The 19,826-nt window shown below is 34.8% G+C and carries 2 protein-coding genes; both read left to right on the top strand.

Annotated features, from left to right (window positions below; all coding sequences use genetic code 11):
* Nucleotides 1-104 precede the first annotated feature (104 nt).
* Nucleotides 105-15,347, top strand: a complete 15,243-nt coding sequence (locus CHB80_RS23820; protein WP_089374034.1) for a non-ribosomal peptide synthetase — start codon at nucleotides 105-107, stop codon at nucleotides 15,345-15,347.
* 12 nt (nucleotides 15,348-15,359) lie between these two features.
* The gene (locus CHB80_RS23815; RefSeq protein WP_089374033.1) at nucleotides 15,360-19,808 is read left to right on the top strand and encodes a type I polyketide synthase; all 4,449 of its coding nucleotides are present in this window, start codon (nucleotides 15,360-15,362) and stop codon (nucleotides 19,806-19,808) included.
* The last annotated feature ends 18 nt before the right edge of the window (nucleotides 19,809-19,826 follow it).

The raw sequence follows: 19,826 nt of genomic DNA, 5'->3' as shown, positions 1-19,826 counted from the left end.
TAGCAAATTATAATTAGATCTCTAATTACAAATATTCTATTTCCTTTTCAGGAAAATGGATAAAGAATTACTTACGATATACTTTACTTCAAATATTATAAAAGATGAAAATACTTAGTTCATATCACCAACAGCGTTTATGGTTTATTGATCATTTTGAAAAAGATGATCTATATGAAGGAGGCCCTATTTATCATAATATTCCAATTATTGTAAATATTGACAAGGATGTTGATAGCTCTCTTTTAAAAGATGCTTTTATAATGTTATTGAAAAACAATGACATTCTTAGAACACGTCTTCATAAAGAAGATGAAGGAATTTTTCAATGTGTTTCGTCAATAGATGAAATGAAAATTGACGAAATGTTCGTTCATCAAAATGGACTTAATGAAGCTTTAGAAGTATTGCGTAGTATTCCTTTTGATTTTGATAATGATCATCTAGTAAAGTGTTATTATGAGCATAGAGAAAATCAAACAGTTGTATATTTTGTAATTCATCATGCATTAATTGATAGACGTAGTATTAAATTAATACAGGAACAATATCTATCATTATTAACTAATGAAAACTCACTTTCTGACACAAATATCCAATATAGCAATTTCTCTAATTGGCAAAATGGATTGACAGAAGAAGACTATGAATCGTTACTATTTCATTGGAAATCTAAATTGAAAGATGTTCAAGTTTTATATTTTTCAACAGATAGAGAACGTGAACAAGTTCATATTTATAAAGCAAATCATACCTCCTTAAGCATTGATCGTAATAAGATTGCATCTTTTTGTGAAGCGAAAGGGATTAGCTCTAGGAATCTATTTTTATCAGCTTATAAAATGGCGCTGTCAAGATTGACAGGTTTATCAGATATAGTAATTGGAACTTTAATGGATTTGCGTAATGAGCAAATCAATACTTTAATAGGTCCTATAGAAAATCTTGTAGTATTACGCTCTTTTATTGATAGTAATAAAAGTCTTTTTGATCTTAATAAAACTGTCGAAAACGAATGGAATGAAGCCGAATGCTTTAAAACAATGCCTTTTGATAAGTTAGTTCTAGAAATCAATCCTAAAAAAGATATGAGTAGAACAGCATTGTTTGATGTGCTATTTATGTACGAAAATAATGATGGTGCTCAAGTAGATATAACAACAAATCAAGGTTGGGGAAAATATGATTTCAACTTGTTAGTTTCAGAAAATGAAAACAAGTTTGAATTAAATCTAGTATACAATGACCTGTATTTTAATAAAAATACAGTAGTATCCCTTTTAGATTTAGTTCAAAGAATTATCATTACTACGATAGAAAATGAAAATACACTTCTAAAAGATATTTCTCTTGTATCTGAAGAAGAATACAATAAACTCACTAGTACAACTAATGAGTCAATTCAATTAGGTGAAACGTCAATAGTACAAAGGTTTTTAGATCAGGTAAAAGTACATCCTGATAACATAGGAATTTCATGGTCTTCTGGCGAAATGACGTATGAAGAATTAGACAAAAAGTCGACTCAATTAGCTAATTTTTTAATCAATACAAATGCTATTGGATTAGAAGATAAAGTGGCGGTTGTATTACCTAAAACTGAAAATTTAATAATTACTATTCTTGCGGTTTTAAAAACTGGAGCCGCCTATGTACCTATAGATCCTAGCTATCCTGAAGATAGAAAAACGTTTATAATAGAAGATGCTTCGTGTAAAGTGTTAATTGATGAATCGTTCATCAATGATTCATTAGACCTTATTCTTAATGAAAGTACAACCCTACCAAAGGTTGCTATTAAGAATGATAATCTAGCCTATATCATTTATACCTCAGGCACAACAGGACGACCTAAAGGAGTAATGATTGAACATGGTAATGTTTTAAGTTTACTAGATTCTTGTTTTGTAGAGTTTGAAGTTTCAGAAAAGGATGTCTGGACTTTGTTTCATTCATATTGTTTTGATTTTTCTGTATGGGAACTATTTGGAGGTTTATTAACAGGAGCAAACGTCTTAATTATTAGTAATGAAGAAGCTAGAAATCAAGAAGTTTTTACGCAATTAATGAGGGAGTATGAAGTAACGGTTTTTAGCCAAACACCTTCAGCCTTTTATAACTTTATAGCCTTAGAGAGCCAAATACCTACATTGCGTTATGTTGTTTTTGGAGGAGAAGCTTTGAACCCATTCAAAATAAAAGATTGGAGTGATGCTAATCCTCAAGTGAAGCTTATTAATATGTACGGTATTACAGAAACAACGGTACACGTTACATATAAAGAACTTACTAGAGAAGAGCTTTCATCTTCGCTTAGCAATATTGGAAAACCACTCTTATTTGCAAACTGTTATGTGTTAGATCAAGAGCAAAGCCTATTACCGTATGGAAGATCTGGAGAGTTATACATTTCAGGAGAAGGAGTAGCTAGAGGATATCTAAACCGTCCAGATGTTCAAGAAGATAAATTTGTTCTTTGTCCTTTTGATGACAATGAAAAGATGTACAGAACAGGAGATTTAGTACGTTTTATGCCTTCTGGAGAATTAGAATATTTAGGAAGAATAGATGACCAGGTTAAAGTAAGAGGTTATAGAATAGAACTAGATGAAATAAAAAAACAGATAGATACTTATAGCGGTGTACAACAGAGTGCAGTCAGTTTAATCGAAATGCCAGATGGGGATAAAAGTATTGCTGCATATATTACTTTAACTAACCAGCATAGTATCAGTGATCTGAAATTACATTTATCTACTAAGATACCTGAATACATGATTCCGTCATTTTTTGTAAAAATGGACGAAATCCCAATAAATAGTAATGGAAAAGTCGACAAAACAAAATTGCCTTCTCCACTAGATAGTCAGAGTAATGAAACTCAAGAAATCATACCACCTTCAACTGATCTAGAGATCAAACTACATGAGATTTGGAGTAGTTTATTAAATACAGAACGTTTTGGATTAAAGCATAACTTTTTTGAATTAGGAGGTCATAGTTTAAAAGCAACACGGCTTATTGCAGCCATTCATAAGGCTTTTGAAGTTCGATTAGAATTAAAACAAATATTCGCCAATCCAACATTAGAAGATCAAGCTAATCTCATAAGCTTATCTACAGTAGTTGATTATGAAAAGATAGAAAAAGTAGCAGATCAAGAGTATTATCCTGTATCAGATGCACAAAAAAGATTATGGTTATTAAGTCAATTAGAAGAAAGCTCTATTGCCTATAACATTCCTGACTATAAAACTTTACACGGAGAGTACGATATAGAAAGTTTTGATAAAGCAATCAATGCTACAATAGAACGTCATGAGATCTTACGCACTATTTTTAAAGCTGATGAAAATGGTAATGTATATCAATATGTTCTACCTACAAATACATTAGATTTTAAAATTACATACCTTGATTATAGTAAAAATGATCATAAAGAAGAAGATGTAAAAAAATATATAACAAATGACTCCTCTCAAGCTTTTGATCTAGAGAATGGACCTTTATTGCGAGCTACTTTAATAATGCTAGCGCAGGATCATTACGTGTTTTATTACAATCTACATCATATTATTAGTGATGGATGGTCAAAAGATGTTCTCATTAAAGATACGCTTGCATTTTATGAAGCATATAAGGAAAACGCGAAGGTCAACTTACCAGAACTTAACATACAGTATAAAGATTATGCCGCTTGGCAACTGGCTCAATTAGAAACAGCATCCAGTAAAGAAGCTCGTCAATATTGGACAGAAAATTTATCAGGTGAATTACCATTATTAGATTTACCTACTAAAAAAATAAGACCAAAGGTTCGAAATTATAATGGAGAGAGATTAATCACATATATCTCTTCAGAAGATACGAATCGTTTAAAGTTATTTACTCAAAATAATGGAGGAAGTCTATTTATGGGACTCCTTTCAGTATGGAATGTATTATTCTATAAATATACTTCTCTAAAAGATGTTATAGTAGGAACACCTATTGCAGGAAGAGATCATATAGATTTAGAAAATCAAATAGGCTTTTATATAAACACTTTAGCTTTAAGGAATAACGTAAATCCTGAAGAAACCTTTAAAGATTTCTTTACTAAAGTTAAGGAATCAACATTGGCAGCTTATAAACACCAATCGTATCCATTTGATCGCTTAGTTAATGATTTAGAGTTAAGAAGGGATACAAGTCGAAATGCTGTTTTTGATGTAATGATGACGCTTCAGAATGCAAATGATATTGTAGGCGAGATTGAACTTTCAGAAAATGACATACAGGATATTGTTGTTAGCCCTTGTAAAGCAAAATTTGACGTAGATATTAAGTTCAAGGAGATTGGAGAATGTCTTTACCTTGATGTGAGCTATAACAAAGATGTTTACGATCAATATATTATAGAAGGCTTGATTAAACATTACAAGCAATTGTTACAAGTCTTGATGATACAATCAGAAGATGCGATAGCACAAATCAACTATCTGTCTGAAGACGAACAAGAAATGCTATTGGTTTCATTTAATGACACAGAAGCTTCTTACCCAAAGGATAAGACATTAGTAGATCTTTTTGCTGTACAGGTAGAACAAAATGCAGATGAAGTAGCGGTTATCTTTGAGGAAACTGAATTGACGTATAGAGAATTAGATGAGTTATCTGATGATCTGGCAAATTACTTATTGTCTAATTATGCGATAGCGTCCGATGATTTAATCGGGATTAAGTTAGATCGTAGTGAGTGGATGATTATAGCCATTCTTGCTGTTTTAAAGACAGGAGGCGCATATGTTCCAATTGATCCGAGTTATCCAGAAGATAGAATTGCATATATCGAGTCAGATAGTAACTGTAAAGTAAGTATAGATGCTGCTTTTATAGAAACATTCAGAGTATCAGAAACTAAGATAAATACAAATCACAATGTAGAGATAACGCCTGCCAATTTAGCGTATGTGATCTATACTTCGGGTTCTACAGGACAACCTAAAGGAGTCATGATAGAACAAGCTTCATTAATTAATTATTTAACGCAAGCTTCTTCACAATACTTAAGTACTGAAATATCAAATTTCGATTTTGGATTATTTACATCTTTATCATTTGACTTAACAGTTACCAGTATATTTTTACCATTGATTAATGGAGGGACTTTAAAGGTATATCAAAGCGAAATTGAAACATCTGTAATTTTAAAAGAGTATATAGAAAATCAAATTTCGTGTATTAAACTGACGCCATCTCATATTAGCTTACTAGCAAATATGAATATTGAACAATGTGGTGTAGAGGTAGTAATAGTAGGAGGAGAAGAATTGCAGAAAACCCATGTAAAAGCACTAAAGGAGATAAACCCTTCTATTAAGATTTTTAATGAGTATGGACCTACAGAATCTACAGTTGGATGTATTGTTCATGAAGTAATTTCATTGGATGATGCTATTATTATAGGTTATCCAATCAATAACACGACTGCCTATATATTGAGTGATACGAACTCACTACAACCCGTAGGAGTTATAGGAGAGTTGTGTTTAGGCGGCGACGGATTGGCTCGTGGATATTTAAATCGTCCAGAGCTAACTTCAGAGAAATTTGTAGAAAACCGCTTTCGCGAAAGTGGACTCCTATATAAGACAGGCGATTTAGCGCGATGGTTGCCCGATGGTAGTATTGATTTTCTAGGTCGTAAGGACGATCAGGTAAAGATTCGAGGTCACCGAATAGAATTAGGCGAGATAGAACAACATTTAGGTTCTAAGCCAGGTATTTCAGAGGTATGTGTATTAGCACGTGTTTCAGATATGGGTACTAAGGAATTGATTGCCTATTTAGTTTCTGAAGTGGAAGAAGATGTATCGGGACTTCGTTCCTATTTATCGGATATTTTACCTGATTATATGCTTCCTTCCTACTATGTTCAAGTAGGGGCAATGCCTTTAACCTCTAATGGTAAGATTGATAAACGTTCTTTACCCTCTCCATTATCCGTTGGGATGTCTAGCGGTATAACCTATGTTGCTCCAGTTACCAAAGAGCAACAGGTTTTAGTAAGCGTATTAGAGACTGTTTTAAAACGACCATCAATAGGGTTACAAGATAATTTTTACAATTTAGGTGGTGATTCGATTAAGTCTATTCAAGTTGTTTCTCGTTTAAAACAAGAAGGCTATAGTCTTAAAGTCTCCCAGTTATTACATACACCTGTTGTTGAGGAATTAGCTGTGTTTTTATCAGAGAACACCCATGTGATTGATCAATCTATGGTATCAGGAGCTGTTTCATTAACACCTATCCAAGCTCATTTTTTCACAGATTCCCATATTGAGAATCGTTCACATTTTAATCAATCTGTTTTATTACAAAGCACGATTGGATTAGATACTGCTGTTATAGATCGTTGTATTTCAGAATTAGTTTCCCATCATGATGCTTTACGTATGACATATCGTGAGGTAGATGGTAAATGGCAACAACATAATGAGCTATTTTCAGAGAACAGTTATGAGGTATTGTTTTACGATTTAACATCAGAAGCAGAAGAACAAGCTAAGATGGGTGAGATCGGCTCAATGCTTCAATCGAGTTTTGATTTATCAGAAGGCCCCTTAGTAAAGGTAGGTCACTTTAGATTATCGGATGGTGATCGTTTAGCCTTGATTATTCATCACTTAGTAGTTGATGGTGTTTCATGGCGTATTTTATTAGAAGATTTAGCGACTCTTTATAGTGGTTATAGTAGCGATGGAACATTGGTGAAGTTACCCTTAAAGACAGATTCTTTTCAGCGCTGGTCATCTATGCAATTAGCATATGCGAGTAGTGATGCTTTACTATCAGAGCGTCCTTATTGGGAAACTGTAATAGCAGATTTACCAGCATCATTACCAAGAGATATAGTTACAGAAGAAGTATGTAATATAGATACTTCACTGTCATTTACATTAGATGAAATGACGACAGATTTACTGCAGACCCAAGTGCACACTGTTTATAATACAGAGATTAATGACATTTTATTGACAGGCTTGGGTCTTGCTTTAGAAGAGGTCTTTGGCGTAGGCAAGAGTACCTTAAAGATGGAGGGCCATGGTAGAGAAGAGATCATAGATGGTGTTGATATTAGCCGAACTTTAGGCTGGTTTACCTCGATGTATCCTTTTGTATTAGATGTATCTGGATCTAATGATTCCGATAGTGTATTGGTATCGGTTAAAGAATCGCTTCGTTCGATTCCTAACAAAGGAGTTGGTTATGGTATTTTACATCATTTAGGGGATGGTTTTGCAGCCTCTCCAGAATATTCTATTGTATTTAATTACCTAGGCGACTTTGGATCAAAAGCTGGTTCTTCTGAATCGGTGTTTGATTATAGTAATGAATATATTGGTTCAGAGATGGCCAAGGAGAATGGCAGTGATGTTGATCTGAGTATTTCAGGGATGTTAGTTTCTGGTGCTTTACGTATTTCGATTAAGTATTCTAGTGGTTGTTATCGTAAAGAGACGATTGCTCGTTTATTAAATTCTTATGAGCATCACTTAGGCGATTTGATTTTACGATTGTCTCAGATTAAGGATAGTTATGTAACCCCATCAGATGTAACCTTTAAAGGTTTGAGCCCTTCGGAGTTTGAGCAGTTAAGTTCGAGTGTTGCTCTTGAAGATGTTTATAGACTATCTCCTTTACAAGAAGGGATGTATTACCATTGGTTAGCCGATAGTTCTAGTTCTTTATACTTTGAGCAGTTGTCTTATCGTCTTCAAGGCGAAGGTCTTCGTACAGACTTGATCAAACAGGCCTATGATACTTTAATAGCTCGCTATGCTGTATTACGTACAAGCTTTACCAATGATTATGCTGGTTTACCCTTACAGGTAGTTCAAAAGAGCGTTACTAGTGGTTTTAGTATAGATCATCCTAATACATCCTTATCTGCAGAAGCTATTGATGCTTATGTTTCAGAAGTTAAGATAGTAGATAGGTCTTTAGGCTTTAATCTAGAACAAGGTTCTCAGATGCGTTTAAAGGTATTAGATTTAGGAGGAGATGCCTATGAGTTTATCTGGAGTTTCCATCACATATTAATGGATGGATGGTGTATTAGTGTATTAATTAATGATTTCTATCAGATTTTAAATGGACTTCATAAAGAAGAGACAGTCGTTTTACCAACTCCGGTTAAGTATTCTAATTATATAGAATGGTTATCTAAGTTAGATAAGGAAGACTCTGTATCGTATTGGAGAGACTATTTATCTTCATACACAGAGAAGTCCTCAGTTCCATTTAAGTTACAAGATGCTGCAACAACAGAGGTAGATCTTACCCGAGAGACTTTAAAGATATCAGATCGTTTATTCACCCAAGTAACGTCTTTATGTAATCGAGTAGGAGTTACTCAGAATATATTCATACAAGCAGTATGGGGATATTTACTATCTCGCTATAACAATACGAATGATGTAGTGTTTGGTACTGTGGTTTCTGGTCGTCCAGGAGATTTACATGGTGTAGAAGGAATGGTTGGATTGTTTATCAATACGATCCCAGTTCGAGTGGCGTATGATGGTAAAGAATCTTTAGAGGATTTATTATTACGTCTTCAGTCGTTATCTATCTCTGGGAGTTCACATCATTATTTGAATTTATCAGAGGTTCAATCTCAGAGTGATTTGGGGATGGATTTGATGGATCATATTATGGTATTTGAGAATTATCCAGTACAGGATTTGATCAAGGAAGAAGTAGAGAGTAAGAAAGAAGAAGAAGAAGGATTATCCTTAGCGATTGCCTCTAGTGAGAGTTATGAGCAGACGAATTATGATTTTGGTGTTGTGGTGAATCCAACGAGTGATTCATTGGTTGTGAAGTTTGAATATAATGCGAGTTGTTATGATACCTCTCTTATGAAAGGGATGGCTGCTCACTTTGAGTATATCGTACAACAATTTATAGAAGACTCAACAGCAGCAATGGATACATTTGATTGTGTGTCTTCAGAAGAAGCGCAGGAGGTAGTAACTTCATTTAATGATACAGAAGTTGCTTATCCAGAAGATAAGACGTTAGTAGATCTTTTTGCTGTACAGGTAGAGCAAAGTGCAGATGAAGTAGCGGTTGTCTTTGAGGAAACTGAATTGACCTATAGAGAGTTGGATACGTTATCTAATGAACTAGCCAATTACATACTATTGAATTATACGATAGCATCCGATGATTTAATCGGGATTAAGTTAGATCGTAGTGAATGGATGATTGTAGCTATTCTCGCTGTTTTAAAGACAGGAGGTGCTTATGTTCCAATTGATCCGAGTTATCCAGAAGATAGGATTGCATACATAGAGTCAGATAGTAAGTGTAAGGTGAGCATAGATGCCGCTTTTATAGAAGCCTTTATGGCATCAGAGAAAAAGATCACTATGAGGCCTCTTGTAGAGATAGCTTCTACAGATTTAGCGTATGTGATCTACACCTCAGGTTCTACAGGACAACCTAAAGGAGTCATGATAGAACATAGAAGTGTTGTGAGATTAGTTAAGAATACTAATTATATAGCGATAGAGAAACAAGATAAAATTTTAGGATTATCTAATTTCTCATTCGATGGATCTACATTCGATATTTTTATGCCTCTTCTAAATGGAGCTGCATTAGTTATTTCATCAAAAGATATCTTTTTAGATTTAGACAAATTTGATAGTCTATTAGAAACACAAGAGATCAGTAGTTTCTTTATAACAACTGCACTATTTAATACACTTGTAGAGTCACAATTAAAACATATATCTAACCTAAAATATATCTTGTTCGGAGGCGAGCAAGTTTCAGTTAATCATGTAAAACAATTTAAACAACAATATCCTGAGGTTTCATTACATCATGTGTATGGACCCACAGAAAACACTACGTTCTCTACATATTATACTATCGAGAATGTTCAAGAAGATGCGTATTCAGTACCTATTGGTTACCCAATCAATAATACGACTGCCTATATATTAAGTGATACGAACTCACTACAACCCGTAGGAGTTATAGGAGAATTATGTTTAGGCGGCGATGGATTGGCTCGTGGATATTTAAATCGTCCAGAGCTAACTTCAGAGAAATTTGTAGAAAACCGCTTTCGCGAAAGTGGACTCCTATATAAGACAGGCGATTTAGCGCGATGGTTACCCGATGGTAGTATTGATTTTCTAGGTCGTAAGGATGATCAGGTAAAGATTCGAGGTCACCGAATAGAGTTAGGCGAGATAGAACAACATTTAGGTTCTAAGCCAGGTATTTCAGAGGTATGTGTATTAGCACGTGTTTCAGATATGGGTACTAAGGAATTGATTGCCTATTTAGTTTCAGACACTGAGGAAGATGTATCGGGACTTCGTTCCTATTTATCGGATATTTTACCTGATTATATGCTTCCTTCCTACTATGTTCAAGTAGGGGCAATGCCTTTAACCTCTAATGGTAAGATTGATAAACGTTCTTTACCCTCTCCATTATCCGTTGGGATGTCTAGCGGTATAACCTATGTTGCTCCAGTTACCAAAGAGCAACAGGTTTTAGTAAGCGTATTAGAGACTGTTTTAAAACGACCATCAATAGGGTTACAAGATAATTTTTACAATTTAGGTGGTGATTCGATTAAGTCTATTCAAGTTGTTTCTCGTTTAAAACAAGAAGGCTATAGTCTTAAAGTCTCCCAGTTATTACATACACCTGTTGTTGAGGAATTAGCTGTGTTTTTATCAGAGAACACCCATGTGATTGATCAATCTATGGTATCAGGAGCTGTTTCATTAACACCTATCCAAGCTCATTTTTTCACAGATTCCCATATTGAGAATCGTTCACATTTTAATCAATCTGTTTTATTACAAAGCACGATTGGATTAGATACTGCTGTTATAGATCGTTGTATTTCAGAATTAGTTTCCCATCATGATGCTTTACGTATGACATATCGTGAGGTAGATGGTAAATGGCAACAACATAATGAGCTATTTTCAGAGAACAGTTATGAGGTATTGTTTTACGATTTAACATCAGAAGCAGAAGAACAAGCTAAGATGGGTGAGATCGGCTCAATGCTTCAATCGAGTTTTGATTTATCAGAAGGCCCCTTAGTAAAGGTAGGTCACTTTAGATTATCGGATGGTGATCGTTTAGCCTTGATTATTCATCACTTAGTAGTTGATGGTGTTTCATGGCGTATTTTATTAGAAGATTTAGCGACTCTTTATAGTGGTTATAGTAGCGATGGAACATTGGTGAAGTTACCCTTAAAGACAGATTCTTTTCAGCGCTGGTCATCTATGCAATTAGCATATGCGAGTAGTGATGCTTTACTATCAGAGCGTCCTTATTGGGAAACTGTAATAGCAGATTTACCAGCATCATTACCAAGAGATATAGTTACAGAAGAAGTATGTAATATAGATACTTCACTGTCATTTACATTAGATGAAATGACGACAGATTTACTGCAGACCCAAGTGCACACTGTTTATAATACAGAGATTAATGACATTTTATTGACAGGCTTGGGTCTTGCTTTAGAAGAGGTCTTTGGCGTAGGCAAGAGTACCTTAAAGATGGAGGGCCATGGTAGAGAAGAGATCATAGATGGTGTTGATATTAGCCGAACTTTAGGCTGGTTTACCTCGATGTATCCTTTTGTATTAGATGTATCTGGATCTAATGATTCCGATAGTGTATTGGTATCGGTTAAAGAATCGCTTCGTTCGATTCCTAACAAAGGAGTTGGTTATGGTATTTTACATCATTTAGGGGATGGTTTTGCAGCCTCTCCAGAATATTCTATTGTATTTAATTACCTAGGCGACTTTGGATCAAAAGCTGGTTCTTCTGAATCGGTGTTTGATTATAGTAATGAATATATTGGTTCAGAGATGGCCAAGGAGAATGGCAGTGATGTTGATCTGAGTATTTCAGGGATGTTAGTTTCTGGTGCTTTACGTATTTCGATTAAGTATTCTAGTGGTTGTTATCGTAAAGAGACGATTGCTCGTTTATTAAATTCTTATGAGCATCACTTAGGCGATTTGATTTTACGATTGTCTCAGATTAAGGATAGTTATGTAACCCCATCAGATGTAACCTTTAAAGGTTTGAGCCCTTCGGAGTTTGAGCAGTTAAGTTCGAGTGTTGCTCTTGAAGATGTTTATAGACTATCTCCTTTACAAGAAGGGATGTATTACCATTGGTTAGCCGATAGTTCTAGTTCTTTATACTTTGAGCAGTTGTCTTATCGTCTTCAAGGCGAAGGTCTTCGTACAGACTTGATCAAACAGGCCTATGATACTTTAATAGCTCGCTATGCTGTATTACGTACAAGCTTTACCAATGATTATGCTGGTTTACCCTTACAGGTAGTTCAAAAGAGCGTTACTAGTGGTTTTAGTATAGATCATCCTAATACATCCTTATCTGCAGAAGCTATTGATGCTTATGTTTCAGAAGTTAAGATAGTAGATAGGTCTTTAGGCTTTAATCTAGAACAAGGTTCTCAGATGCGTTTAAAGGTATTAGATTTAGGAGGAGATGCCTATGAGTTTATCTGGAGTTTCCATCACATATTAATGGATGGATGGTGTATTAGTGTATTAATTAATGATTTCTATCAGATTTTAAATGGACTTCATAAAGAAGAGACAGTCGTTTTACCAACTCCGGTTAAGTATTCTAATTATATAGAATGGTTATCTAAGTTAGATAAGGAAGACTCTGTATCGTATTGGAGAGACTATTTATCTTCATACACAGAGAAGTCCTCAGTTCCATTTAAGTTACAAGATGCTGCAACAACAGAGGTAGATCTTACCCGAGAGACTTTAAAGATATCAGATCGTTTATTCACCCAAGTAACGTCTTTATGTAATCGAGTAGGAGTTACTCAGAATATATTCATACAAGCAGTATGGGGATATTTACTATCTCGCTATAACAATACGAATGATGTAGTGTTTGGTACTGTGGTTTCTGGTCGTCCAGGAGATTTACATGGTGTAGAAGGAATGGTTGGATTGTTTATCAATACGATCCCAGTTCGAGTGGCGTATGATGGTAAAGAATCTTTAGAGGATTTATTATTACGTCTTCAGTCGTTATCTATCTCTGGGAGTTCACATCATTATTTGAATTTATCAGAGGTTCAATCTCAGAGTGATTTGGGGATGGATTTGATGGATCATATTATGGTATTTGAGAATTATCCAGTACAGGATTTGATCAAGGAAGAAGTAGAGAGTAAGAAAGAAGAAGAAGAAGGATTATCCCTAGCGATTGCCTCTAGTGAGAGTTATGAGCAGACGAATTATGATTTTGGTGTTGTGGTGAATCCAACGAGTGATTCATTGGTTGTGAAGTTTGAATATAATGCGAGTTGTTATGATACCTCTCTTATGAAAGGGATGGCTGCTCACTTTGAGTATATCGTACAACAATTTATAGAAGACTCAACAGCAGCAATGGATACGTTTGATTGTGTGTCTACAGAAGAAGCGCAGGAGGTAGTAACTTCATTTAATGATACAGAAGCTGCTTATCCAGAAGATAAGACGTTGGTAGATCTTTTTGCTGTACAGGTAGAGCAAAGTGCAGATGAAGTAGCAGTTGTCTTTGAAGAAACTGAATTGACGTATAGAGAATTGGATACGTTATCTAATGAACTAGCCAATTACATACTATTGAATTATACGATAGCATCCGATGATTTAATCGGGATTAAGTTAGATCGTAGTGAGTGGATGATTGTAGCTATTCTCGCTGTTTTAAAGACAGGAGGTGCTTATGTTCCAATCGACCCGAGTTATCCAGAAGATAGGATTGCATACATAGAGTCAGATAGTAAGTGTAAGGTGAGCATAGATGCTGCTTTTATAGAAGCCTTTATGGCATCAGAGAAAAAGATCACTATGAGGCCTCTTGTGGAGATAGCGGCTAGTGATTTAGCCTATGTGATCTACACCTCAGGTTCTACAGGACAACCTAAAGGCGTTATGATAGAACATAAGGGAATTGTAAATACAATGTTATCACAGATAGACATCTTTAACCTTAAAGATTGTAAAAGAAGTTTGCAATTTGCTTCCTTCTCATTTGATGCCTCTGTGTCAGAGATTTTCATCACATTATTATCTGGCGCAAGTCTTTATGTGATAGATACAAAACATCGAAATGATCCTAAGCTATTAGAAACGTATATCACAAAAAATAAAATTGATATCGCTACGATTCCCCCATCTTATATCAGATCGATGGAGATGGAAAATATCAAAACATTAAAACATTTGGTAACTGCGGGAGAAGCTGCAGTATATGAAAAAGTAGTAGAGTATGTAGCCTATGGAGATTTCTATAATGCCTATGGTCCTACAGAAGTGAGTATTTGCGGATCTGTATTAAGAATACCGAAAGGCAGTACGATTACATCCAGAAATATTCCGATTGGATATCCTATTGCAAATGCACAAATCTATATTCTAGATGAGCATCATAGAATTTTACCGAAAGGAATTTTAGGAGAGATCTGTATCGGCGGAAATGGATTGTCAAGAGGATATCTGAACAAACCAGCATTAACAGCAGAGAAATTTGTGGAAAACCGCTTTCGCGAAAGCGAACTCTTATATAAAACAGGAGATTTAGGACGTTGGTTGCCAGATGGCACTATTGAGTTTGTAGGTCGTGCAGATGATCAAGTAAAAATTCGAGGCTATCGAGTAGAATTAGAAGAAATTGAATACCAATTAAAACTAAAAGAAGATATCGATGAAGCCATAGTATTAGCAAGAACAAATGAATTAGGAGATAAAGAGTTAGTCGCCTATTTGGTGTCAGATGCAAGTCAGAATACATCAGATGTACGCAAGTTTTTATCTCAAAATCTTGCATCATACATGCTTCCGTCATTCTATGTTCAGATTAAAGAATTACCACTCACAGTAAATGGTAAGATTGATAAAAAACGATTACCAGAAATTGAAGGAGAGGTATTGTCTAGTGGCGTAGCATATGTTGCTCCAAAAAATGAAATAGAAGAGCAATTAGTGACCATCTTGGCAAGTGAGTTAGGACTCGAAAAAGAAGTCGTAGGAATGGATGACAACTTCTTTGATCTAGGAATTAACTCTATTAAGCTAGTAAAACTATTAAGTAGAATTAACAAAGAGTTCCAAACAGATATACGTGTAGTATCCATCTTTGAATATCCAAACCTCAATGAATTATTAGAAAACCTTTTCTATGAAACTCAAGAAGAAGAGGAAGAAGATATTGATTTTTCTCAGGAGATGGAAGACATCATGGATTTAATGGAAGAATAAAAAAACAGTAACATGAGTAAAGCAATTAGAAAAAAAGACATTGCAATTGTTGGAATCTCTTGCAAATTTCCTCAATCTGAAAACCCAGAAGCATTTTGGCAAAATTTGATGGCTGGAAATGAACTGATTTCATTTTATAGTGATGAAGAGCTAGAAAAGTTTGGTTTAAGTCAGGAAGTCATTAAGAATCCAAGTTTTGTAAAAGCAAAACCAGTGATTGATCATCCAGGTAGTTTTGATTACTCATTTTTTGGATATACAAAAGATGAAGCAAATTGCATGGATCCACAAACAAGGCTTTTACACGAGCAAGTTTGGTTAGCACTTGAAGATGCTTCTTGTGACGTATCTACCTATAAGAAAAAGGTAGGCTTATTTGTTTCTGCTTCCGATAATCTTAATTGGATCGCACATACGATGGTAAACCCTAGTGATAAGGTAAATCCTTATTATGCATCACAATTATCAAATAAGAATTTTGCCCATACTTTAATTTCGTACGGTTTAAATCTTACAGGACCAAGTTATTATATTAATACAGCATGTTCTAGTTCATTAGTTGCAATCCATTTAGCTTGTAGAAATCTCTTGTTAAAAGAATGTTCAATGGCATTAGCCGGTGGTGTGAGTTTAGATAGTACTAAAAACAAAGGGCACCATTATCAAGAAGGGATGATCTCTTCTAAAGATGGGCATTGTAAAGCTTTTGATAAAGAATCTACGGGAACTATTGGAGGAGATGGCGCTGGTGTTGTAGTTTTAAAAAGACTCGAAGATGCTATAGAAGATAGAGATCATATTTATGCTGTGATCCGATCTTCTGCTGTAAATAATGATGGGAAACGAAAAGTTGGATTTACAGCACCTAGTGTAACGGGACAATCTGATTGTATTAAGTTAGCACACAGAATTGCAAATGTAACTCCCGATACGATATCGTATATCGAAGCACATGGTACAGGAACTAAATTGGGAGATCCTATAGAGATTGAGGCATTAAATAAAGCGTTCAATTATGATACAGATCATCAATGTGCTATAGGATCTGTTAAAACAAATATGGGGCATTTAGATACAGCCGCTGGAGTCGCAGGTTTTATCAAAACTAGTTTAGCTATAAAAAACAGAAAGATTCCACCATCATTACACTTTACAAACCCTAATCCTGAGATTAATTTTGACGGAGGTCCTTTTGAAGTAAATGCGCAATTAAAAGATTGGACGCCTGAAAACAAAAACCTTATTAGAGCGGGAGTAAGTAGTTTTGGAATCGGAGGAACCAATGCACATGTCGTTTTAGAAGAAGCTCCTGAAGTAGAAGAAACAACACCTTCTAGACCTTTTCAATTATTGGTGTATTCAGCAAAAACAACATCTTCTCTAGAAAGATATCAAAATGATCTCTCGGAGTATTTAAGTACGAAAGAAGAAAATGACCTAGCCGATATTGCCTATACACTTAAAGTAGGTAGAAAACCTTTTATGTATCGAAATGTTGTCGTTTCTGACACGAATGAAGGGGCATTAAAAAGACTCAAAAACAAGTTGCCATTATACCAAGCTAATACAAAAAAGAATCTTGTGTTTATGTTTTCAGGTCAAGGAAGTCAATACTTCCAAATGGCAAAAGATGTATACTTTCAAGAGCTTGATTTTAAAGTGTTCATGGATGAAGGTTTCCAAATCCTGAATACAATTACTGGAGAAGATTACCAACGTATAGTAGGATATACAAACGATGAAACCGTAGATCCGCTACAAATTAATCAAACACAGTACACACAACCTCTACTATTCTTAATTGAGTATGCATTTGCTAGACTATTAATGAAGTGGGGTGCGACTCCAAAGTATATGATAGGTCATAGCTTAGGAGAGTATGTAGCAGCTTGTATAAGTGGGGTATTCTCTTTTGAAGATGCATTACGTATTCTTGTAAAGAGAGCTTCTTTAATGAGTGAAATTGAAGAAGGGGATATGCTTGGAATTGGAATGCCAGTAAGTAAAATTACACCATTCTTGAATGAGGCATTATCTGTTGCAGCGATCAATACGAATAACTCTTGTGTGGTTTCGGGTAATCAACACGCTGTCGCGAAATTTACCGAAGTCTTATCGCAAAATGATATACCATTTACCAAATTAAAAACATCGCATGCATTTCATTCAAATATGATGGAAGTGATGCTAGATGAATATAAAGAAGTACTGACAAAGGTTTCTTTTTCAAAACCTCAATTTCCTTTTATATCTAATGTGACAGGGAAAGAGATTTTACCAGAAGAGGCAACCTCTCCTGATTACTGGGTGCAACATTTAAGAGGCACTGTATATTTTGCAGATGGAATCGATTTCTTACTTAAAAAAGGAGATGCTATATGTATTGAAGTAGGGCCAGGAAAAACATTATCAACGTTCTGTAAGCAAAGTGAAAATTTTACCAAAAACAGTACTGTTGTCGGATTATTAAGACATCCAAAAGAAACTAAAAATGATAACCAATCATTAGTCGAAGCTATCGGAAATTTATGGGGTTCTGGCGTTGCCATAGATTGGAAAGCATACTATGCAGCTGAAACTCGTAATAAAGTAGCTGCTCCAACATACAATTTTGATACACATACACTGGATGCCAATGTAAATCCTTTTGAAGCACTTGCTAATTTGGAAGTACGTACATCAGAAAAACCTATCTCAGAATGGTTTTATGAGCCTACTTGGAAAAAATCTAGATTACTAGGAGATCATCAGGAGGTGTCTGATACAAAAACCTACTTGGTTTTTATGGATGATTCAGGTTATGGCGAGATTACGGTTCAAAAATTAAAAGAAAAAGGAGCGCAGGTTATCGAGGTAAGACAAGGCAATGATTTTACTAAAAAATCAGATACTCAATTTGAACTAAATACAAGTGAGTATACAGATTATGAAAAATTGTTTTTAGATCTTAAAGAACAAAATTGTGCACTCACCAATATCATACACCTATTTACGATAGATGATAAGGAAGCTGAGAAAGAACTTGGCGTTTATAGTTTATTACATATCGCTAAATGCTTACAGAGTTTTGAACTAACATCGGTAGTTGATCTTTCTGTAGTGACGCGAGATGTACAGGTTGTACTTGGTAACGAGGAGACAAATCCTTATACCTCAATGGTACTGGGATTAGTGCCTGTAATTACACAAGAAAACCCATCTGTAAAGTGTACGGCTATAGATATTTCGTCACAAGATGATACAACAAGAAGTGTTGAAAATATTCTTCAGGAGAGTACTGCAAATGTTTCAGATACTTGTATTTCGTATCGTTTGGGAACACGATGGATTAAAGATTATAATCCTATACAAATAGAAAAGTCTGAACCAACTAATACAAAAATTAAAAGAGGTGGAGTTTATTTAATCACTGGGGGACTCGGAGATCTTGGATTTACCTATTCAAAATATTTACTGGAAACCTATAATGCATCTTTAATATTACTTGGTCGAACAGATGTAAATAAAGAGGAAGATGAAGCAAAGTATACTCGATTAAGTGAATTAGAAAAATTGGGACATGTATTATACTATAAAGCGTCTATTAATCATCTAGAAGAAGTACAAAATGCTATTGAAAAAGGAACCTCTGTTTTTGGAGATATTCATGGTGTTATACATACAGCAGGAGTGCTTACTGGTACATCTTTTAGAAGTATCAACTTTTTAAAAGTAGAAGACTGCGAAAAACAATTTGAACCTAAAGTAAATGGAGTAGAGGTTCTTGCAGAAATATTTAAAGATCAGACATTAGATTTCTGCGTATTGTCTTCATCGCTTTCTTCAGTTTTAGGAGGAAAAGAATATGCTTCTTATGCTTCGGGGAATACTTTTATGGATTTTTTCGCGCAAGCGGGAAAAATTAAAAACAGTGTGAGCATTAACTATGATGGTTTACAACTAAAAGAATCTCAACAGAGTGCTAAGGGATTAAATACGACCACAGTTGTAGATGTATTAGAAAGAGTTTTATCTATAGATACAATGCCTCAGATCGTAGTTTCTACTACAGATCTTTCTGCTAGAATAGCGAAGTGGGTAGCTCAAACAAACGAACCAAGTGTTGTTCAAACTGATACTCCATTAGACATTACTAATGAAGAATTTGACAGAGCTTATTTAACCAATGAATATGTCGCTCCTAGTACAGAGATAGAAAAGGAAATCAGTACGTTATTGGAAGATTTCTTTGGCTATACAAATATTGGTGTTGAGGATAATTTCTTTGAGTTAGGAGGAGATTCATTAAAAGCAATGACCTTATCAAACCGCTTGTTTAAGATGTTCAATATAGAGCTTACCATTGAAGATTTCTTTGACAAACCTACCATTAAAGCATTGGCAAGTGAAATTGAAATGGCTCAAAAGCTTATTGACGCTATTCAAAATAATAAAAAAGGAAAACACAAAATAGAGATATAGATTTTGAATTTTCTTACC

This window comes from Dokdonia pacifica (genome assembly GCF_900188275.1).
Taxonomy (GTDB): Bacteria; Bacteroidota; Bacteroidia; order Flavobacteriales; family Flavobacteriaceae; genus Dokdonia; species Dokdonia pacifica.
Note: the sequence above shows the minus strand (reverse complement) of the source record. Positions and strands in the feature narration are given on the sequence as shown.

Coding starts and splice junctions, on each gene's coding strand:
- CHB80_RS23815 (WP_089374033.1), top strand. CDS start 15,360: ATGAGTAAAGCAATTAGAAAAAAAGACATTGCAATTGTTGGAATCTCT.
- CHB80_RS23820 (WP_089374034.1), top strand. CDS start 105: ATGAAAATACTTAGTTCATATCACCAACAGCGTTTATGGTTTATTGAT.